The following is an 18,180-nucleotide window of genomic DNA, read 5'->3' as shown; positions in this document are numbered from 1 at the left end:
TCTCAAACTAATAGTCCAGATTAATGCAAATAAGCAGTGATATTATCTGAAATAGCGTGGAGCAGCATAATACTCTACCATTTTATCCGCCAGCCAGCCGCCGTCTTCACCGTTAGAATGGATTGTCGTAATACTGATAGTAGAACCACCGCCCCATAAGATCGAAAAGACGTTAAAGTCCGGTAGGTTCAGCGCCTGCATCTGGCTCCAGTCATACCCTTTATCTTTACGTAAAAAGTCGCCGACGGTCGGGACGCCGTAAGTCGCGCTATTTAAGGCCGTATTGAGTAGCTGCAAAGAGAGCGTGTCAGGATCGCTGCCAATGCGGGCGTCACCCATAAAAAAGGTTCCGCCGGATGCAAAGTGCGCAGCGCTGATTTTACTGACGCCCTCTTCTACTGTAGGCATATGGCCGCCTGGGATTTGCCACAGCATGGCGGGCGTCAGCAGCGCTTTCGTCACCTGTTTGACCATCGCCAGGTAATTAAGCCAGCATGTCGCATTCCAGCCATAGTGGGCAAGCGCATCAGGACTGAAACAGTCACGCTCAAATTTATCAAACGCAATAAAGTCCGGCGCATATTCTCCGCTATAAACGCCCAGTTCATGAATAAATTCGGCGATCGCCAGCCCTTCAGCTACCGGATCAGCTGTATCGCGCAGCACCCAGTCCGCCGTTCCTGTCGCCCAGACATTCGTCTGCCAGCCAAAAGCCACGTCCGGGGCAAACTGACGAACAAGATAGTTCACCGCCTGAATATAGCCGTAGAGATCGTCGCTAAACGTCGGCAACGAAGGCGCGATAAAGCCAGCCATCGCCGGTAATGCTTGTATCGCCGCCGCCAGTTGGGCATTCACCGGCACACTGTTTTTTTGCCGTACTACGGTATAGCCATACGGTCCTTGCTGTAGCGCCCCCAGAAAATCCGGGTTAAGCACAAAGGTAGCCGGGACAGGATGCGTCTCATCTTTGTATGACTGCGCCGCCAGACACTGGGTAATAAAGTTACCAAAATGGTTACGTAGCTTTTGCGCATCCTGTAAATCCGCCAGGGCGCTACCGCCGCTGGCATTCGCGGTATAAATGACCATTACCGGCATGACGCTACGCCCGGCTTCTTTTTCTATCTGGCGCACCAGCGCAACGGTTTTATGGATCGGTAACGTCGCGTAATCCAGAAAACCATCCCCGTTCACGTCAACCTCCGCGGCCGGAACCGGATCGCCGCCGCCGTCAAAACCATCGTATTTAAACAACGCGCTAAACGGTATATCGCGATAAAGAGAAACCGTCTCTGGCGCGTTAACCGTCACGCCGCCATGAGCAAGGTAATCAGGCCAACCTTTTACCTGTAGCGTCACGCCGGGCAGAAACTCCAGCGCCACATGGTTGACCTTTTGCAACAACCGTAGCGACCCGGCCTGTTCACAACGCCACGGCACGCTGTCGATGAAAATATCGTCCGTCTGAACATCATACAGCCCGGGCGCAAAGCGTAATGCCAACGTCTGCCGATCGCTACCGCTCTCCAGCATTAATGAGTATTGATATTTACCGCTACTGAACAGATAACGCTGCGGCGCGACGCCATCAGGCAGGCCCAGTAGAGTGGCATCCACCGTCACGAAACTCGCCGTGTCGATCGCAGCCTGCTGGTAAGCGACAGCAACCTCGGCAACCTGCGCCGCGGCAGGGATAAAACCCGTAAGCTGTATGGGGGCCGATATAAAGCGGTTATTAATCATCGCAGGCTGTAGATTGACCGTATAATGATGCCCCGCCAGTAGCCGGGTGATTAACTGAGGTTGGTTGGCGATAAGCGTGACGGTACGCTCATCCGCTTGCGTAGCATCGGCGATCTCAACGGTCAATTTCGCATTACCAAGCGCAGGTGCGTCAATCATCAGACGCACGCTGGCATAACGGACAATCGGCAGACAGGATACCTGGACCTGCGCGGCGGCATCGCCGGTTTGCAGCGTAACGGTAAAAGAGGACTCGACTGGCGCGATTTGCATCTCATCATTCGCCAGTACCGGTACGGTAAGCCGATACGTTCCTGCGCTAAGATCGCCTATTGTCAGCACCTCTCCCCACTCACCGACAAAGCGCCGGGTTTCGCCGGCAGGAAACAGCAGCTCAATCGCCGGTTTAAGCGCCACGGTCTGCGTCATGGCAGGAAAATGAACGCAAATTTTACCCTGACGGGCAGGGGCATGGGCCAACGTCGCGCTCAAATCGCTGATGGCAACTGGCATCTGCGTGGCGGCCAGATAGCACTGTAATTCGGCGGTATCCCCCGCCGCCAGCATCAGCGCGCCGTCATGATTAATGGTGATGGTATTCTTCTCGATGGGCCATCCCCCATCGCTGGCCAGCGTCACGGCCTGATTCCCCAGCATTGTTCCCTGAAACGGACTGTAGGGGTCGGGGTGCGCGCTGGCCGTAAAATTCAGTTGAAGCTGATTGAGATCTACCGCCTGGGCGTAGAGGTTGGTCAGCGTAAAGGTGACGCGTTGATACCAACTCGCGGTATTCAACTCGCTAACGTTAAGCGTAAGGCCGCGTTCCTGAAGGTTGTTATCCTTTTCCGGCGCATCGGGTTCGGCGGGGTGTTCATCTGCGGCGGGTATCGCTGGCGTCTCCTCATCGGATAAGGTTTCAGACTCTGTGTCTTCGGATGACGATGACGCCAGCATCAAGGTGATGGTGGACATTTTTACCGGCACCTGTGTCGCCGCGAGGCTGAAAGAGAGCGTCCCGCGTTCGCCCGGCTGAAGAAGTAATGCATCGCTGTTATTAATGATGATGTTGTTAGTTTCCAGCGTGCCATACGAACTCTCATTCAGCGTAAGCGGCAGGTTCCCTTTGAGCGTACCGCCGCTATTTCCCCATGGAACGATGTGCCCGGAGGCCGTGAACGATATTGCGGCATGGTTCATATCGACCGCATTACCGCTCTCATTAATAAAGGTTAAGGTGATTTTTTGATACCAGCTGTTGACGTCAAATGCGCTGGCATGGATGGAAATGGTCATGGTCTACTCTTCCTCTGTCCCTGGTGGAGAAAAGCCCCGGAAAACCGGGGCTTAAATCATGAAGCCCAATACAGCGTGCTTAATGCCGTGTATTAGTAAGCGCCAAGATCGGTCCATGCACCGCCGACACCGCAGTTCAGGTCAGGCTGGTTGCCCATAGACCACCATTTCACCTGATAGTTATGGCCTTTCCAGCTAACGATTTCGAAAGAACCCCAGTTTGCGCCATAAACGGTCAAAGCATCCCACTGTGCGTAAGGTGACGTTTTGTCATCTGCTGGCGTATCATCCTCAGCTGGCGTGGTATCTTCTTCCTCGTCCGGTACAGGAACGATAATCTCTTCTTCCTCTTCCGGTTCCGGTTGAACCTGAGATAGCGCAGGCACAGCCGTCAGAACAAAGCGCTGTTGAGAGGACGGTTCGTTGTAGCAGTCGCGTACAAACAGGGTGAACTGAAAGGCTGTTTTTTCGCTAACTTCCGGTACCACAACCTCAATGATTTCTGCCGTTTTGTCTGCCACAGCGATTTGAGAAGGCACGCCCCAGCTAAAGGACAACTCATCACTATCTTCATCAGAAGAACCTGCGCCAGACAGCTGTACCGTAGATCCGCCTACGACCAGCAGTTCAATCGCCGCTTTCGGCGCGTGGTTGACTTTCTGCGCGTCGTCGCTATCGCCCTGTTCTTCACCATTTTCTACATTGATACCTTCGAAGTAGAACGGTTCCATATCGATAACTTCAGATTCGATTTCATAACCCAGACCTTCACGCACGGCGTTAACCAGCACGCCGTTGTCCTGATCGATAGTCCAGGTAAACACGCCGCCCAGGCCCAGTTTCGCTGCATATTCGCCTTTTGCTTTGACAGTACGCGGCGTATCCAGGGATAAAAACAGTTTGGATTCCGGGCTATACAGGTAGTCAGCGTCAGCGACCTGGTCGGTGTAAACGTTGAAACCGTTACGACCTTTCTGGTTTTCCAGATCCAGGTAGCTATAAATGACGTCATACCATTCGCTGGTGCCGGATTCGAAAGAACCTGTAGTGTCACCTGTTCCCGGGTTATAAGAACCTTTCAGCGGCGACAGGGATTCAATTTCTGCCTGACGAGCGTTACGGGTATAGCCAGCATAACCGATGTTGATACGGTCAGCGGAGAAACCTTCCGCCAGCAGGTGATCAACGATGGTTTCGACAGCCCAGCCGCCCTCTTCCAGCGCTTTGCGGTTGGTATGGTGGCCCAGCGTTTCCGCCCACGGCGTACCGAAGAAATCATAGGTCATCAGGTTGATGCCATACAGGCCGGCAGCCAGCAGATCTTTTACTTTAGCGTGATCAAAAATCGTGGTCACCGCGGAAGCAGCGATAGATATCTTCACATTGCTCAGACCAGCGGAATCCAGCTGTTTGCGCAGTTCGGCAATCAGCAGCGCGTAGTTAGCGCCATCTTCCGGACCAAACGGGTTGCCCGCCCCTTCATCGTTCGGGTATTCCCAGTCAATATCCACTTCGCTGAACATCGGGAACTGTTTGAACAGTTTCACCACGCCTTTGGCGAAGATTTTACGAGAAGAGTCAGAAGCGGCGGTTTCGTGGAACCCGTTACTCATGCTCCAGCCGCCGATACTCATGGAGAGCGCCAGCGTGTGACCTGCGGCTTTCGCTTTTGCCTGCATATCACGCAGTGCGCCCAGCATACCTTTGGCGTTAGCCTGGGTCACGGTTTTCGGATCAACATCCCAGCCGCTGGTTTCAAAACCCAGGTTGATATAAGACTGGAAATCACCCCACGGATCGAGGAAAGTCGGCTCATATTTCACTTTGCCGCACTGTGCTGCCGCTTCTGCTACGACATCGCGGTTTTCTTTATCAATTTTTCTGAAACCGGTGATGCCAACAAAGCCGAAAATCAGTTTGTCATAAGCCGTCGGTGAAACGTTGGTTAAATCATAACCACGGCCCGGTTGGGACATATTGCCTTGCAGACGGCTGTCATACTGTGACCAGTCGGTGTAATAACCGAATACCTTCGGTTTAGTCGTGGAATTTTTATATTTATTGTATACCGGTTTCGCAACACGAGCGGAAGTATAGCTTATTTTATCATCGCTTGTTGCAGGGTCAAAACCATTCGCTGCATGAGTAGTTTCAGTAATTGTATCGCCTTGAATCAGTTTGCTTGTAGCCATTTTCAAATTTCCTTTTACGTTTCAAAATTGTCGCAGCTCGTTCTGCGGGGTCCATAATCGTTACAGGCATAAAAAATAGCTAATCACAAAACATCATCTTTTTAGATGATATAAAAATCATAAAAATGAGGTTAACAACACCGTCTGTCGAAGAGAAAACAACACCTCTCAGCGCCCGCTTAGTCCGTTATGGTGAGAACATAGTAAATATCATTTATCATGTAATTAAATATCATTTAATTACAATGAAATAATGTGATTACACTCGCTATAGACAATGACAATACAATAAAACCAGTGACATTTATTGGATTAAGACATTTCTCATACAATATAGTCACCACAGACAACCAGGATGTACATTTCTAAAGGAAGACGTTATGAAAACTTATATCATTAATAGCAACTGCATTTACAATGAAGGTAAATATGAACTGAGGACGGTCTCAAATTCACAGGTTATTAAAATGACTGCGATGAGAGCCAAATGTCTCAGTTTCATCATCGAGAATGCTCATCTGGAGATTATCGAGCGACAAAAAATAACCACCGCGTTATGGGGAAGTCGAAGCCACTATGTTAATGATGCAAATCTAACGCAGATTCTCTATTTAATCAGACGTGACCTTAAAGCGCTTGGTATTAACGATCTTTTTATTACCATTCCAAGACAAGGCCTCAAAGTTAATAGTGATATCGCCATTATCGCGACGGATAGCGAAACAAAGGGAAGAAAAAAACAGATTGTACGGCAAACCATCGCTGCCCTGACGACCGTATTTTCAGTAACGTTAGGTTCTCTCATGTATCTGCATATTCACTAAGCGAAGGAAAGGGAAGATGAATCCAATTATAGATGGAATTATTGCGCTTGAAGGCGGTTACGTATTTAACCCTAAAGATAAAGGCGGCGCCACCCATTGGGGCATTACCGAAGCCACGGCGCGAGCGCATGGCTATGCTGGCGATATGCGGGATCTGACCCGCGCTGAAGCCTACGCGATTCTCGAAGAGGATTACTGGATAAAACCAGGCTTTGATGTCATCTCGACGCTATCGTGGCCAGTCTCCTTCGAGCTGTGCGATGCGGCAGTCAACATAGGCGCTTACCACCCCAGCGCGTGGCTGCAACGCTGGTTGAACGTCTTTAATCACCAAGGTAAACGCTACCCGGATGTTCATGTGGATGGCAATATTGGTCCGCGGACGCTTGCCGCTCTCGAACATTATTTGGCCTGGCGAGGCCAGGAAGGGGAAGCCGTTTTGGTGAAAGCTCTCAATTGCAGTCAGGGCACGTACTACTTAAACGTTGCTGAGAAAAACCACAATAACGAACAATTTATTTATGGCTGGATCAAGAATAGAGTGACCTAGACCAGGCTGAAAAAAGACGCGTAAAAGGCTCACGGATGAGCCTGATACCGTGAATGATAATTAATCTGAATTATTTCCTTCGATAATTTTTTTAATCCGCCGCCCAAGAATTTTTAAGATCGGACTCGCGAAAACACCGCCTAAGCCTGCCGCCAACAGAACAATGTTGAAACTGCATTCTTTTTCGATCGCAATCGCGCTTAACAAGAAACTGGTGAAGCAGGAAATCACGATCTGCGTTAAGCAATATTTTATACTTTCATGAGAACTATTATATTCTGTCTTATCTTTGCGTAAAAGATAGCTGACAAAGCCTCCCCACGTGCCAATCGAAATAATAGTGAGTAAGATCTCTAGCTCCAATAGCACAACTTCCGTTGTCGACACATGGTTGGGAATAGACATTTTAACACTCCGAAATCATTATAAATGAATAATTAACACAAGGAGTGTAAGCGCCCTGTCAGACGGGTGAAAATCAAAGCACATCATTTAAAACCATATTAAATCAAAGCGTAAAAATGAGGTGTATTAGCGACGGAAGGAGGAAAGCGTTTGTAACATACTTACCATCTCATTAATCGTCGATATATTTCTACTATTTTTATTCCAGGATGCATAGACCTGAACTGACTTCAAAGCCAGTTCGGGCGGAGGCTGAATAAATTTAATGTCATATTTACGATGGTTTTTATAAAAAAGCGCTAATTTCAAAGGCATCAATGCAATCAATGAGGTTCGTTCGATCATGCTCATCAAACCGTTAAGCGAATCACTGCGATAGCCGACAATACGCCTGCCAGTATAGTAAAGCTCATCCTTAAATAACTCGCTATCATGATATATCACTGAAGCCCCCATCCCCGGCTGATATAACGCATGACGCGAAGAATAAAAATGATGTAGCGATAGCTGTGAGAGGGTACTCAGCATGTGTTTACTGCTACAGATACAAACAAATGATTTAAAACTATCAATAATTTGATTCTCTATGCCGGACTCCAGCAAAGGTTCGGCACCAATCAACAGATCGCCTTGCGCAGTAAACAGAAGTTCGCTGATACGCTCCCGATTCATATTTCTGACAGAGAAATGATTTATCAAAATACGGTCAAAAATATCGCTGTTATAGAGCTGAGAAAGATAATAGCTTTCAACAATATCACTGCCTAATAACGTTATCTGGAACGCTTCATCTTTTTTGCTATTACAGAGAAATGTGTCATCCACCAGTTTCATCACCTGACTGAAATTTTGGTGAATGTCGACAGCCTTAGCTGTGGGGATGAGCCCGCCTTTCCCTCTGCTAAACAGTTCTTCCGGGTAATAACTCTGCAGGCGCTTTAACGCCATAGAGACGGCAGCCGGTGTAATGCCTAGCTTTTTTGCCGCCATAGCCGCATTTCCTGACAAAATAACAGCGTCAAGAATTTTGATTAAATTATAATCAAAGCTCTTGTTGGCACCTTTCGATCCCATTCGCTGTCTGCCTCCGGAAACTAAAAAAAGCAATATAGATAATACTCAAGATAAATCAATTCACAGCATCTAAAAAAGCAATTGTTAATGTCATCACATCACGTTTTTTTAAAGAATAAGCGTATACAAAACTGCTGATTAACATCAATTTGTTTATCAGTAAAAACAAAATATCAACAAATGAGAGGATACGATGCGTTTAACAGAAGCCTGGGCGCGTACAGGCAGAAAAAAGCCCGGATAAACACCCGGGCTGAAGAAAAATACAACGGGAAAAAGATTAGCGAGTCAAATCGTCAAAGAATTTTTTCACGCCGTCAAAGAAGCTTTTTGAACGCGGGCTGTTTTTCTCTCCCGTCGGGCCGCCAAAACTTTCCTGAAGATCTTTTAGCAATTGCTTCTGTTTTTCGCTCAGACCGACCGGCGTTTCAACCACCACACGGCACAGCAAATCGCCCTGCGCGCCACCGCGTACGGACTTCACGCCTTTGCCGCGCATACGGAACAACTTGCCCGTTTGTGTTTCGCTCGGTACTTTCAGCATCACGCGACCATCTAACGTCGGCACTTCAATTTCACCGCCCAGCGCCGCCATCGCAAAGTTGATCGGCACTTCGCAATAAAGATTATTGCCTTCACGCTCGAAAATAGGGTGTTGTTTCACCTGGACCTGAACGTACAAGTCGCCTGCCGGTGCGCCATGCTCGCCCGCTTCGCCCTCGCCTGCCAGACGAATACGATCGCCGGTATCCACGCCCGCCGGGATTTTAACGGACAGAGTTTTACTCTTTTCAACACGCCCATGACCGTGGCATTTATGGCACGGATCTTTGATCAGCGTACCGCGTCCCTGACAGTGTGGGCAGGTCTGCTGTACAGCAAAGAATCCCTGGCGCATCTGTACCTGACCAGAACCATGACAGGTCGGACAGGTTTGCGGTTGCGTGCCAGCTTTCGCGCCGCTGCCGTGGCAAACGTCGCACTCCTCCAGCGTCGGAATACGGATCTCTTTGGTCACGCCACGCACCGCTTCTTCCAGGGTGAGATCCATGTTATAACGCAAATCAGCCCCACGCGCCGCACGTTGGCGACCACGCCCGCCGCCAAAGATATCGCCAAAAACGTCACCAAAAATATCACTGAAATCAGCGCCGCCATTAAAGCCGCCGCTAAATCCGCCGCCCATACCGCCTTGTTCAAACGCGGCGTGACCATACTGATCGTAGGCTGCGCGTTTTTGCGCATCGGTCAGCACTTCATAGGCTTCTTTAATCTCTTTAAATTTAGCTTCGGCCTCTTTATCACCCTGATTGCGGTCCGGATGATATTTCATGGCCAGGCGCTTATACGCCTTTTTGATTTCACGCTCTTCCGCTGTTTTGGAAACGCCTAAAATCTCGTAGTAATCTCTTTTCGCCATCTCTTTTTATCTGCCCTTAACATGCATACACGGGCGGAGAGGAAACCTCTTCGCCCGTGCCAGTAATTACCCGTTCAAAGGGCGATTATTTTTTATCTTTTACTTCTTCAAACTCAGCGTCGACAACGTCGTCATCTTTCGCGTTGTTTGCAGAAGCGTCAGCGGAGCCAGCCTGCTGCTGCGCATGTTGCTGCTGAGCGATTTCCATCAGTTTCTGGGAAACCTGCGCCAGTTCCTGCATTTTCGCTTCGATAGCGGCTTTATCTTCGCCTTTCAGGGCAGTTTCCAGCGCGCTCAGGGCAGACTCGATAGCGGTTTTGTCATCAGCCGGCAGTTTATCGCCTGCTTCTTCAACCTGCTTACGGGTGCTGTGCAGCAGATGGTCGCCCTGGTTACGGGTCTGAACCAGCTCTTCGAACTTACGGTCGGATTCAGCGTTCGCTTCTGCATCGCGAACCATTTTCTGAATTTCTTCCTCGTTCAGACCAGAAGATGCCTTGATGGTGATCTTCTGCTCTTTACCGCTATTTTTGTCTTTCGCGGAAACGTGCAGGATACCGTCAGCATCGATATCGAAGGTAACTTCGATCTGCGGCATACCGCGCGGCGCCGGGTTGATACCATCCAGGTTGAACTGACCCAGAGATTTGTTATCAGACGCACGTTTACGCTCACCCTGCAGCACATGGATGGTTACCGCAGACTGGTTGTCTTCCGCAGTAGAGAACACCTGGCTGTGCTTGGTCGGGATGGTGGTGTTTTTGGTGATAAGCGGAGTCATCACGCCACCCATCGTTTCGATACCCAGAGACAGCGGGGTAACGTCCAGCAGCAGTACGTCTTTCACGTCGCCGGTCAGAACGCCGCCCTGAACCGCTGCGCCGATAGCCACAGCTTCGTCCGGGTTAACGTCTTTACGCGGCTCTTTACCAAAGAACTCAGCCACTTTTTTCTGCACCATTGGCATACGGGTCTGACCGCCGACGAGGATCACGTCGTTGATATCAGACACGGACAGGCCAGCGTCCTGCAGTGCGACTTTCAGCGGCTCGATAGAACGGTTCACCAGATCTTCAACCAGGCTTTCCAGTTTCGCACGAGTCACTTTGATGTTCATGTGTTTCGGACCGGTGGCATCTGCGGTAATGTACGGCAGGTTCACGTCGGTCTGCTGCGCAGAAGACAGCTCGATTTTGGCTTTTTCTGCGGCTTCTTTCAGGCGCTGCATTGCCAGCGGATCGTTACGCAGGTCAATGCCCTGATCTTTCTTAAACTCGTCAACGAGGTAGTTGATCAGGCGGGTATCGAAGTCTTCACCACCCAGGTGGGTATCACCGTTGGTTGCCAGAACTTCAAAGGTTTTTTCGCCATCAACTTCGTCGATTTCGATAATAGAGATATCGAAAGTACCACCACCGAGGTCGTAAACCGCGATAGTACGGTTGCCGACTTCTTTATCCAGACCGTAAGCCAGCGCTGCGGCAGTCGGTTCGTTGATGATACGTTTGACTTCCAGACCTGCGATACGGCCGGCGTCTTTGGTAGCCTGACGCTGAGCATCGTTAAAGTAAGCCGGTACGGTGATAACCGCTTCAGTTACCGGTTCGCCCAGATAATCTTCAGCCGTTTTCTTCATTTTCTTCAGCACTTCGGCAGAAATCTGCGGCGGCGCCATTTTCTGACCTTTCACATCAAGCCATGCGTCGCCGTTGTCGGCGCCGATGATTTTGTACGGCATGATAGAAACGTCACGTTGAACTTCTTCGTCCTGGAAGCGGCGGCCAATCAGGCGTTTAATCGCAAACAGGGTGTTTTGCGGGTTTGTCACTGCCTGACGTTTAGCCGGCTGACCAACCAGAGTTTCACCATCCTGGGTATAAGCAATGATAGAAGGCGTAGTGCGATCGCCCTCGGCGTTCTCCAGCACGCGTGCCTGCGTTCCATCCATAATCGCTACACAAGAGTTGGTAGTACCCAGGTCGATACCAATAATTTTACCCATCTAAACGTCTCCACTAAAAATTCGGTCATCATGTGGTTGTGAATCTGTAATAAGGGCGAAACGTGCGGTTTCAACTACCCTGAATCGTTTTTTTTCAGACTCACCACTGCGGTTGACTACAAGATGGGGTCGTAACCCACGTCATCAAGGGGGAGATGAAAAAATTTTTTAGTGACGAGAGGGCGCGATGGAAAACCAGACAGATAAATATTCATGAAATAAATTAAACAACGAATACCATTCACGGAAAAATTGTAATAAAAAGAAAAGATTACAAAACTGAATCGTTGCCATGAGCAGAGTATGATAGACGGTAATTGCTTATTGAACCCGTCAAAGAGAAATTCCATGCGATCTGTGTTAACGATTTCCGCCGGCCTGCTTTTCGGCCTGGCGTTAAGTAGCGTCGCGCACGCGAACGACCATAAAATACTGGGTGTTATTGCCATGCCCAGAAATGAAACGAACGATCTCGCGCTGAAAATTCCCGTCTGCCGCATCGTGAAGCGCATTCAACTCACGGCGGATCACGGCGACATCGAACTTAGCGGCGCATCCGTCTATTTTAAAACTGCGCGTAGCGCCAGCCAAAACCTGAACGTCCCTTCCTCAATCAAAGAGGGCCAGACGACAGGCTGGATCAATATTAATAGCGATAACGACAACAAACGCTGCGTATCAAAGATTACCTTCTCAGGTCATACGGTAAATTCTTCCGATATGGCGAGACTTAAAGTCATTGGCGACGATTAATCGCTGTTATTTCTATTCCAAAAGCCAGACTGAAAATGAACGTCACCTATTTACACGACGAGGATTTAGACTTTCTTCAGCATTGTAGCGAAGAACAACTCGCCGATTTCGCCCGTTTGCTGACGCATAACGAAAAGGGCAAAGCTCGCTTGTCGAGCGTCCTTAGTCATAACGAGCTGTTCAAAGCGATGGAAGGTCACCCGGAGCAACACCGCCGTAACTGGCAGCTCATTGCCGGCGAGTTTCAGCATTACGGCGGCGACAGTATCGCCAACAAATTGCGCGGACACGGAAAACAGTACCGCGCGATTCTGCTGGATGTCGCAAAGCGGCTAAAACTCAAAGCAGATAAAAGCATGTCGACGTTTGAAATAGAACAGCAACTGCTGGAGCATTTTTTACGTCATACCTGGCAGAAGATGGACGCGGCGCATAAGCAGGAATTTCTGCAAGCCGTAGACGCCAAAGTTTCTGAACTGGAAGAACTGCTGCCGCTGCTCATGAAAGATCGCCGTCTGGCAAAAGGGGTCTCCCACCTGCTTTCCACCCAGCTTACCCGCATTTTGCGTACCCATGCCGCAATGAGCATCCTGGGTCACGGATTACTGCGCGGCGCAGGTCTTGGCGGCCCGGTCGGCGCGGCGTTAAACGGCGTCAAAGCGATGAGCGGCAGCGCGTATCGCGTGACTATTCCGGCGGTGTTGCAAATAGCCTGCCTGCGACGAATGATGGCAGCCGTTCAGGCGTGAATGCCCTCACAGGGGGAAATATTTTCTTTTCCCCCTTATTAGATCATAGACAGTCCTCTTCCCCCTGATTATTATGCCGCGCCCCGAATACGGAACTCGTTATTCTGGGAAACTATTTCACCATTCAATTATGATGATTTTGAGGAATTATGGGCAACACTAAGTTGGCTAATCCGGCACCGCTGGGCCTGATGGGCTTCGGCATGACCACCATTCTGCTTAACCTGCACAATGCCGGTTTTTTCGCCCTGGACGGTATTATTCTGGCGATGGGGATTTTCTACGGCGGTATCGCGCAAATTTTTGCCGGTCTGCTGGAGTACAAAAAAGGCAATACCTTTGGTTTAACGGCCTTTACCTCTTACGGTTCGTTCTGGCTGACGCTGGTCGCTATCCTGCTGATGCCGAAAATGGGCCTGACGGATGCGCCTGACGCTCAGCTACTCGGCGCTTATTTAGGTCTGTGGGGCGTGTTCACGCTGTTTATGTTCTTTGGTACGCTGAAAGCCGCCCGCGCGCTGCAATTTGTTTTCCTGAGCCTGACCGTACTGTTCGCTCTGCTGGCGGTCGGCAATATCACCGGTAACGAAGCCATTATCCATATCGCAGGCTGGGTTGGTCTGGTTTGCGGCGCCAGCGCTATTTATCTGGCGATGGGTGAAGTACTAAACGAGCAATTTGGCCGCACTATTCTGCCAATCGGCGAAGCGCACTAAATCTCTTTTATTCCTCCCGCACCGGGAGGAATAACCCTACTATCAGTATCTTCCGGTCAGGATGACATATTCTCACGTCTGGCGCTCTTCGGACGGAAAGCCGCAACCACTTCCGGCGCGGTTTCGACATACGGCCCGTCAAGCAGCTGTATGCAATACGGCACGCTCGCAAAAATGCCCGGCACGCTAACGCTGCCATCGTCCGCTTTTACGCCTTCCAGCGTTTCTTTGATCGATTTTGGCTGTCCAGGCAGATTAAGAATTAACGCCTGTTTACGGATAACACCCACCTGGCGGGAAAGAATGGCGGTCGGCACAAAGCGCAGGCTGATCTGGCGCATCTGTTCGCCAAAACCTGGCATTTCACGGTCGGCGATGGCAAGGGTCGCGTCCGGCGTGACGTCGCGACGCGCCGGACCGGTACCGCCAGTGGTCAGCACCAGATGACAGCTCATCTCATCAACCAGTTCACACAACGTTTGCTCGATAATTTCCTGTTCATCAGGAATTAAGCGCCGCTGGACCTCGAAAGGCGTGGTCAGCGCAGAAGCGAGCCACTCCTCAAGCGCAGGAATGCCTTTATCCTGGTAAACGCCGCTTGAAGCGCGGTCGGAGATAGAAACTAAGCCAATACGTAAGGTATCCATAATTATTCCGTTAAAACAGTCGCGTTATGCAGAATCATACACGCGAATGGACAGCAATACTAAATCCCGGAACAGGTAAACCATTGGGTTAGCGGACAGCAGATTATTGCGCGGGCCATGCTGGAAAATTTTATTCCGATGGCCGATATCACCGAAATGACCGGCGTTAGCACAGAAGAGCGCCCGTCACTGCAGCATTAATAAAAAAATAGCCCGCTCTCAGCCGGAAAGCGGGCTATTGTCATGCAATCTGTCAGGATTACAGCAGATCGCCGATCATTTTTTCCAGTTTTTCCTGGTCTACCGCAAACTTACGGATACCATCCGCCAGTTTGTCAACCGCCATCGGATCCTGGTGATGCTGCCACAGGAACTCGGCTTCGGTAATGCGTTCCGGACGCGCTTTGACTTCGCCGGAGAAAGAGAGCTTACGCTCAATCGCCCCTTCGCTTTCCGCCAGTTCTTTCAGCAACGCCGGCGCGATAGTCAGACGGTCGCAGCCCGCCAGCTCCAGAATTTCGCCTACGTTACGGAAGCTTGCGCCCATAACGACGGTTTCGTAACCATGCTGTTTGTAGTACTCGTAGATTTCCGTTACGGAAACCACGCCCGGATCTTCAGCTGGCGCATAGTCTTTCTTGTCGGTATTGGCTTTATACCAGTCAAGAATACGACCTACGAACGGCGAGATCAGGTAGACGCCCGCTTCGGCGCACGCACGCGCCTGCGCGAAGGAGAACAGCAGCGTCAGGTTACAGTTGATGCCTTCTTTTTCCAGCTGTTCGGCTGCGCGAATGCCCTGCCAGGTGGACGCCAGCTTGATCAGGATACGATCGTTGCTGATACCCGCATCATTGTAGAGTTTAATGATACGTTTTGCTTTGGCGATAGACGCTTCAGTGTCATAAGACAGACGCGCGTCAACTTCGGTAGAAATACGCCCCGGCACCAGCTTCAGGATTTCCAGGCCAATATTCACCGCCAGCTTATCGGTCGCGTCAACAACCTGCTGCGCGCGGTTGCTGCTCTGCTGTTTCGCCCAGGCGACAGCATCGTCAATCAGCTTACGATATTCCGGGATTTGCGCTGCGTTAAGAATGAGAGAAGGGTTAGTTGTAGCATCCTGCGGCTGGTACAGCTTCATTGCCGCGATATCTCCGGTATCAGCCACTACGGTGGTGAACTGACGAAGGGAGGTCAATTTGTCCGTCATGATAGAGTTTCTCTTTAAACAGCTTGTTAGGGGATGTAACCGGTCTACCCTGATGATAACACGACGCACTCACAGCGCAACCGCCTACATGCACCTGGCTGCCCTTGTGCACTGTTTGCGTATCTGCCGACGGTTGATGCGCAATTAAAGGATACCGCCGTATTTATGGTAAACTGCCGTTAATATTAGTCTGACAAGGTCATCTACATCATGGGTCACGCTTATACAGGATTATCAAAGCGTGCCGGCATCAACAAGAGGGACGTTAATGCCTGAGTTTTTCAGTTTTATTAACGAAATACTCTGGGGCTCGGTAATGATTTACCTGCTGCTCGGCGCAGGATGTTGGTTTACCTGGCGTACCGGATTCATTCAGTTTCGTTATATTCGCCAATTTGGCCGCAGTCTGAAAGGCAGCCTTAGCCCGCAGCCAGGCGGCCTGACGTCATTTCAGGCGCTGTGTACCAGCCTCGCGGCGCGGATTGGCAGCGGTAATCTGGCCGGCGTGGCGCTGGCTATCGCCGCAGGCGGTCCCGGCGCGGTATTCTGGATGTGGGTCTCGGCCATCATTGGCATGGCGACCTCCTTCGCCGAGTGTTCACTTGCCCAGCTTTATAAAGAACGTGACCCGACAGGCCAGTTCCGCGGCGGCCCGGCGTGGTATATGGCGCGCGGGCTGGGAATGCGCTGGATGGGCGTGGTTTTCGCCCTCTTTCTGCTCGTCGCCTACGGGTTGATTTTTAATAGCGTGCAGGCGAATGCCGTCTCACGCGCGCTCCATTTCGCCTTCAACATTCCGCCACTTATCTCCGGCATTGCTCTGGCGTTCTGTGCCCTATTAATTATCATTCGCGGCATAAAAGGCGTCGCCCGCCTGATGCAATGGCTGATTCCACTCATCGCGTTATTGTGGGTCGCCGGCAGCGTATTCATTTGCTTCTGGCATATTGAGCAAATGCCTGGCGTTATCGCCTCGATAGTCAAAAGCGCATTTGGCTGGCAGGAAGCCGCGGCAGGCGCAGCCGGATATACGCTCACTCAGGCTATTACCAGCGGTTTTCAGCGTGGGATGTTCTCTAATGAAGCGGGTATGGGGTCAACGCCTAATGCGGCCGCAGCGGCAACGTCGTATCCCCCTCACCCTGTCGCGCAGGGGATTGTGCAAATGATTGGCGTATTCAGCGACACCATTATCATCTGTACCGCCAGCGCGATGATTATCCTGCTGGCGGGGAATCACGCGTCCCACTCGTCAACAGAAGGCATTCAGCTTCTCCAACATGCAATGGTTTCGTTGACCGGTGAATGGGGCGCCAGTTTTGTCGCGCTTATCGTCATTCTGTTCGCGTTCAGTTCTATCGTCGCCAACTATATTTACGCTGAAAACAATCTGTTTTTTCTGCGGTTACATAACGCAAAGGCCATCTGGCTATTACGCCTTGCGACGCTTGGCATGGTTATCGCCGGTACGCTTATCAGTTTTCCGCTGATATGGCAGCTCGCTGACATGATCATGGCCTGTATGGCCATTACCAATCTGACGGCGATTTTGTTGCTCTCACCGGTGGTGTATACCCTCGCCAGCGATTATCTGCGACAACGGAAACTGGGCGTAAGACCGCAGTTCGATCCGCGGCGCTTCCCGGATATCGAACCACAACTGGCGCCAGACACCTGGGATGCGGCATCGCGCGATTAAGCCGACAATCGCAACCATCGGTCAACTCTGCGGCGTTTTTTTGCTAAAGTCGCAGAAAATTCCCTGCAAGGACTGGATATGCTGATTCTGATTTCACCTGCAAAAACGCTTGATTATCAAAGCCCGCTGGCCACGACCCGCTATACCCAGCCGGAGCTGTTGGATCACAGCCAGCAGCTTATTCAACAGGCCCGCCAGCTTTCGGCGCCGCAAATTTCCAGGCTGATGGGAATTAGCGACAAACTGGCGGATCTCAACGCCACGCGTTTTCATGACTGGCAGCCTCATTTTACGCCGGATAATGCACGCCAGGCGATTCTGGCGTTCAAAGGCGATGTTTATACCGGCCTACAGGCGGAAACGTTCAACGACGCGGATTTTGATTTTGCTCAACAACATCTGCGTATGCTCTCTGGCTTGTATGGCGTATTGCGCCCGCTGGATTTAATGCAGCCTTATCGTCTGGAGATGGGGATTCGCCTGGAGAATCCGCGCGGCAAAGATCTTTATCAATTCTGGGGCGATATCATTACCGATAAGCTCAACGAAGCGCTTGAGGCGCAGGGCGATCGGGTGGTGGTGAATCTGGCCTCCGAGGAATACTTTAAATCGGTGAAGCCGAAGAAACTGAATGCCGAACTGATTAAGCCCGTGTTCCTTGATGAGAAAAACGGCAAGTTTAAGGTGGTAAGCTTCTACGCCAAAAAAGCGCGCGGACTGATGAGTCGTTTTATTATTGAAAACCGCTTAACGAAGCCGGAACAGCTTACCGCGTTTGACCGTGAAGGGTATTTCTTTGATGAAGAAACCTCCACACAAGACGAGCTGGTCTTTAAACGCTACGAGCAGTAACGGCATCGCCGGATGACGGTTACGCCTTATCCGGCCTACAAATCG

General features: G+C 50.6%; 15 protein-coding genes. 7 read left to right on the top strand and 8 right to left on the bottom strand.

Annotation, left to right across the window (positions count from 1 at the left end):
• Positions 1-42: 42 nt before the first annotated feature.
• Both NA389_RS06005 and NA389_RS06000 read right to left on the bottom strand, forming a co-directional pair.
• On the bottom strand, positions 43-3,039 hold the full coding sequence (locus NA389_RS06005; protein WP_000155807.1) for a hypothetical protein: 2,997 nt from the start codon (positions 3,037-3,039) through the stop codon (positions 43-45).
• Between the two features lie 92 nt (positions 3,040-3,131).
• Positions 3,132-5,231, bottom strand: a complete 2,100-nt coding sequence (locus tag NA389_RS06000) for a glycosyl hydrolase family 18 protein (RefSeq protein ID WP_000235807.1) — start codon at positions 5,229-5,231, stop codon at positions 3,132-3,134.
• Positions 5,232-5,611: 380 nt separating this feature from the next.
• Here NA389_RS06000 and NA389_RS05995 point away from each other — a divergent pair, with 380 nt between their 5' ends.
• The gene (locus NA389_RS05995; RefSeq protein WP_000860681.1) at positions 5,612-6,055 is read left to right on the top strand and encodes a winged helix-turn-helix domain-containing protein; all 444 of its coding nucleotides are present in this window, start codon (positions 5,612-5,614) and stop codon (positions 6,053-6,055) included.
• A 16-nt stretch (positions 6,056-6,071) separates the two neighbouring features.
• Positions 6,072-6,605: a glycoside hydrolase family 108 protein gene (locus NA389_RS05990; RefSeq protein WP_001068135.1), complete on the top strand. Its 534-nt coding sequence runs from the start codon at positions 6,072-6,074 to the stop codon at positions 6,603-6,605.
• Between the two features lie 60 nt (positions 6,606-6,665).
• On the opposite strand, the gene NA389_RS05985 is transcribed toward NA389_RS05990, so the two are convergent.
• The 4 genes from NA389_RS05985 to dnaK form a co-directional block, all read right to left on the bottom strand.
• Positions 6,666-7,010 (bottom strand): phage holin family protein, encoded by a 345-nt coding sequence (locus NA389_RS05985; protein WP_000026891.1) that lies wholly within the window; start codon positions 7,008-7,010, stop codon positions 6,666-6,668.
• Positions 7,011-7,136: 126 nt separating this feature from the next.
• Positions 7,137-8,084, bottom strand: a complete 948-nt coding sequence (locus NA389_RS05980) for a LysR family transcriptional regulator (protein WP_000534916.1) — start codon at positions 8,082-8,084, stop codon at positions 7,137-7,139.
• Between the two features lie 280 nt (positions 8,085-8,364).
• Entirely contained in the window at positions 8,365-9,504 is a 1,140-nt protein-coding gene (gene dnaJ / locus NA389_RS05975; RefSeq protein WP_001119013.1) for a molecular chaperone DnaJ, read from the bottom strand.
• Positions 9,505-9,589: 85 nt separating this feature from the next.
• Entirely contained in the window at positions 9,590-11,506 is a 1,917-nt protein-coding gene (dnaK, locus tag NA389_RS05970; protein ID WP_000516126.1) for a molecular chaperone DnaK, read from the bottom strand.
• A gap of 348 nt (positions 11,507-11,854) precedes the next feature.
• On the opposite strand from dnaK, the gene NA389_RS05965 reads away from it, so the two are divergent.
• The 3 genes from NA389_RS05965 to satP all read left to right on the top strand — a co-directional run bounded on the left by NA389_RS05965 (position 11,855) and on the right by satP (position 13,724).
• Positions 11,855-12,259: a DUF2541 family protein gene (locus NA389_RS05965; RefSeq protein WP_001258082.1), complete on the top strand. Its 405-nt coding sequence runs from the start codon at positions 11,855-11,857 to the stop codon at positions 12,257-12,259.
• A gap of 35 nt (positions 12,260-12,294) precedes the next feature.
• Complete coding sequence (gene msyB / locus NA389_RS05960; RefSeq protein WP_001103472.1) at positions 12,295-13,008, top strand: acidic protein MsyB; 714 nt, start codon at positions 12,295-12,297, stop codon at positions 13,006-13,008.
• Positions 13,009-13,157: 149 nt separating this feature from the next.
• A complete protein-coding gene (satP, locus tag NA389_RS05955; RefSeq protein WP_000528525.1) occupies positions 13,158-13,724 on the top strand; it encodes an acetate uptake transporter in 567 nt (188 codons plus the stop codon).
• A gap of 56 nt (positions 13,725-13,780) precedes the next feature.
• On the opposite strand, the gene mog is transcribed toward satP, so the two are convergent.
• Together mog and tal are read right to left on the bottom strand one after the other, a co-directional pair.
• On the bottom strand, positions 13,781-14,371 hold the full coding sequence (mog, locus tag NA389_RS05950) for a molybdopterin adenylyltransferase (protein WP_000380373.1): 591 nt from the start codon (positions 14,369-14,371) through the stop codon (positions 13,781-13,783).
• A 259-nt stretch (positions 14,372-14,630) separates the two neighbouring features.
• Entirely contained in the window at positions 14,631-15,584 is a 954-nt protein-coding gene (gene tal / locus NA389_RS05945) for a transaldolase (protein WP_000130179.1), read from the bottom strand.
• Between the two features lie 268 nt (positions 15,585-15,852).
• On the opposite strand from tal, the gene NA389_RS05940 reads away from it, so the two are divergent.
• Together NA389_RS05940 and yaaA are read left to right on the top strand one after the other, a co-directional pair.
• Positions 15,853-17,283, top strand: coding sequence for an alanine/glycine:cation symporter family protein (locus NA389_RS05940; protein WP_001113801.1), 1,431 nt, complete (start codon positions 15,853-15,855; stop codon positions 17,281-17,283).
• A 78-nt stretch (positions 17,284-17,361) separates the two neighbouring features.
• Positions 17,362-18,135 carry a peroxide stress protein YaaA gene (gene yaaA / locus NA389_RS05935; protein WP_000906175.1) on the top strand — a complete coding sequence of 258 codons (774 nt, stop codon included), beginning with the start codon at positions 17,362-17,364 and terminating at the stop codon, positions 18,133-18,135.
• Positions 18,136-18,180 lie beyond the last annotated feature (45 nt).

Origin of the sequence: Salmonella sp. NW645 (genome assembly GCF_051703725.1) — a bacterium.
In the GTDB taxonomy this organism is placed as follows: Bacteria; Pseudomonadota; Gammaproteobacteria; order Enterobacterales; family Enterobacteriaceae; genus Salmonella; species Salmonella enterica.
This window is presented reverse-complemented; position numbering and strand designations above follow the sequence as displayed.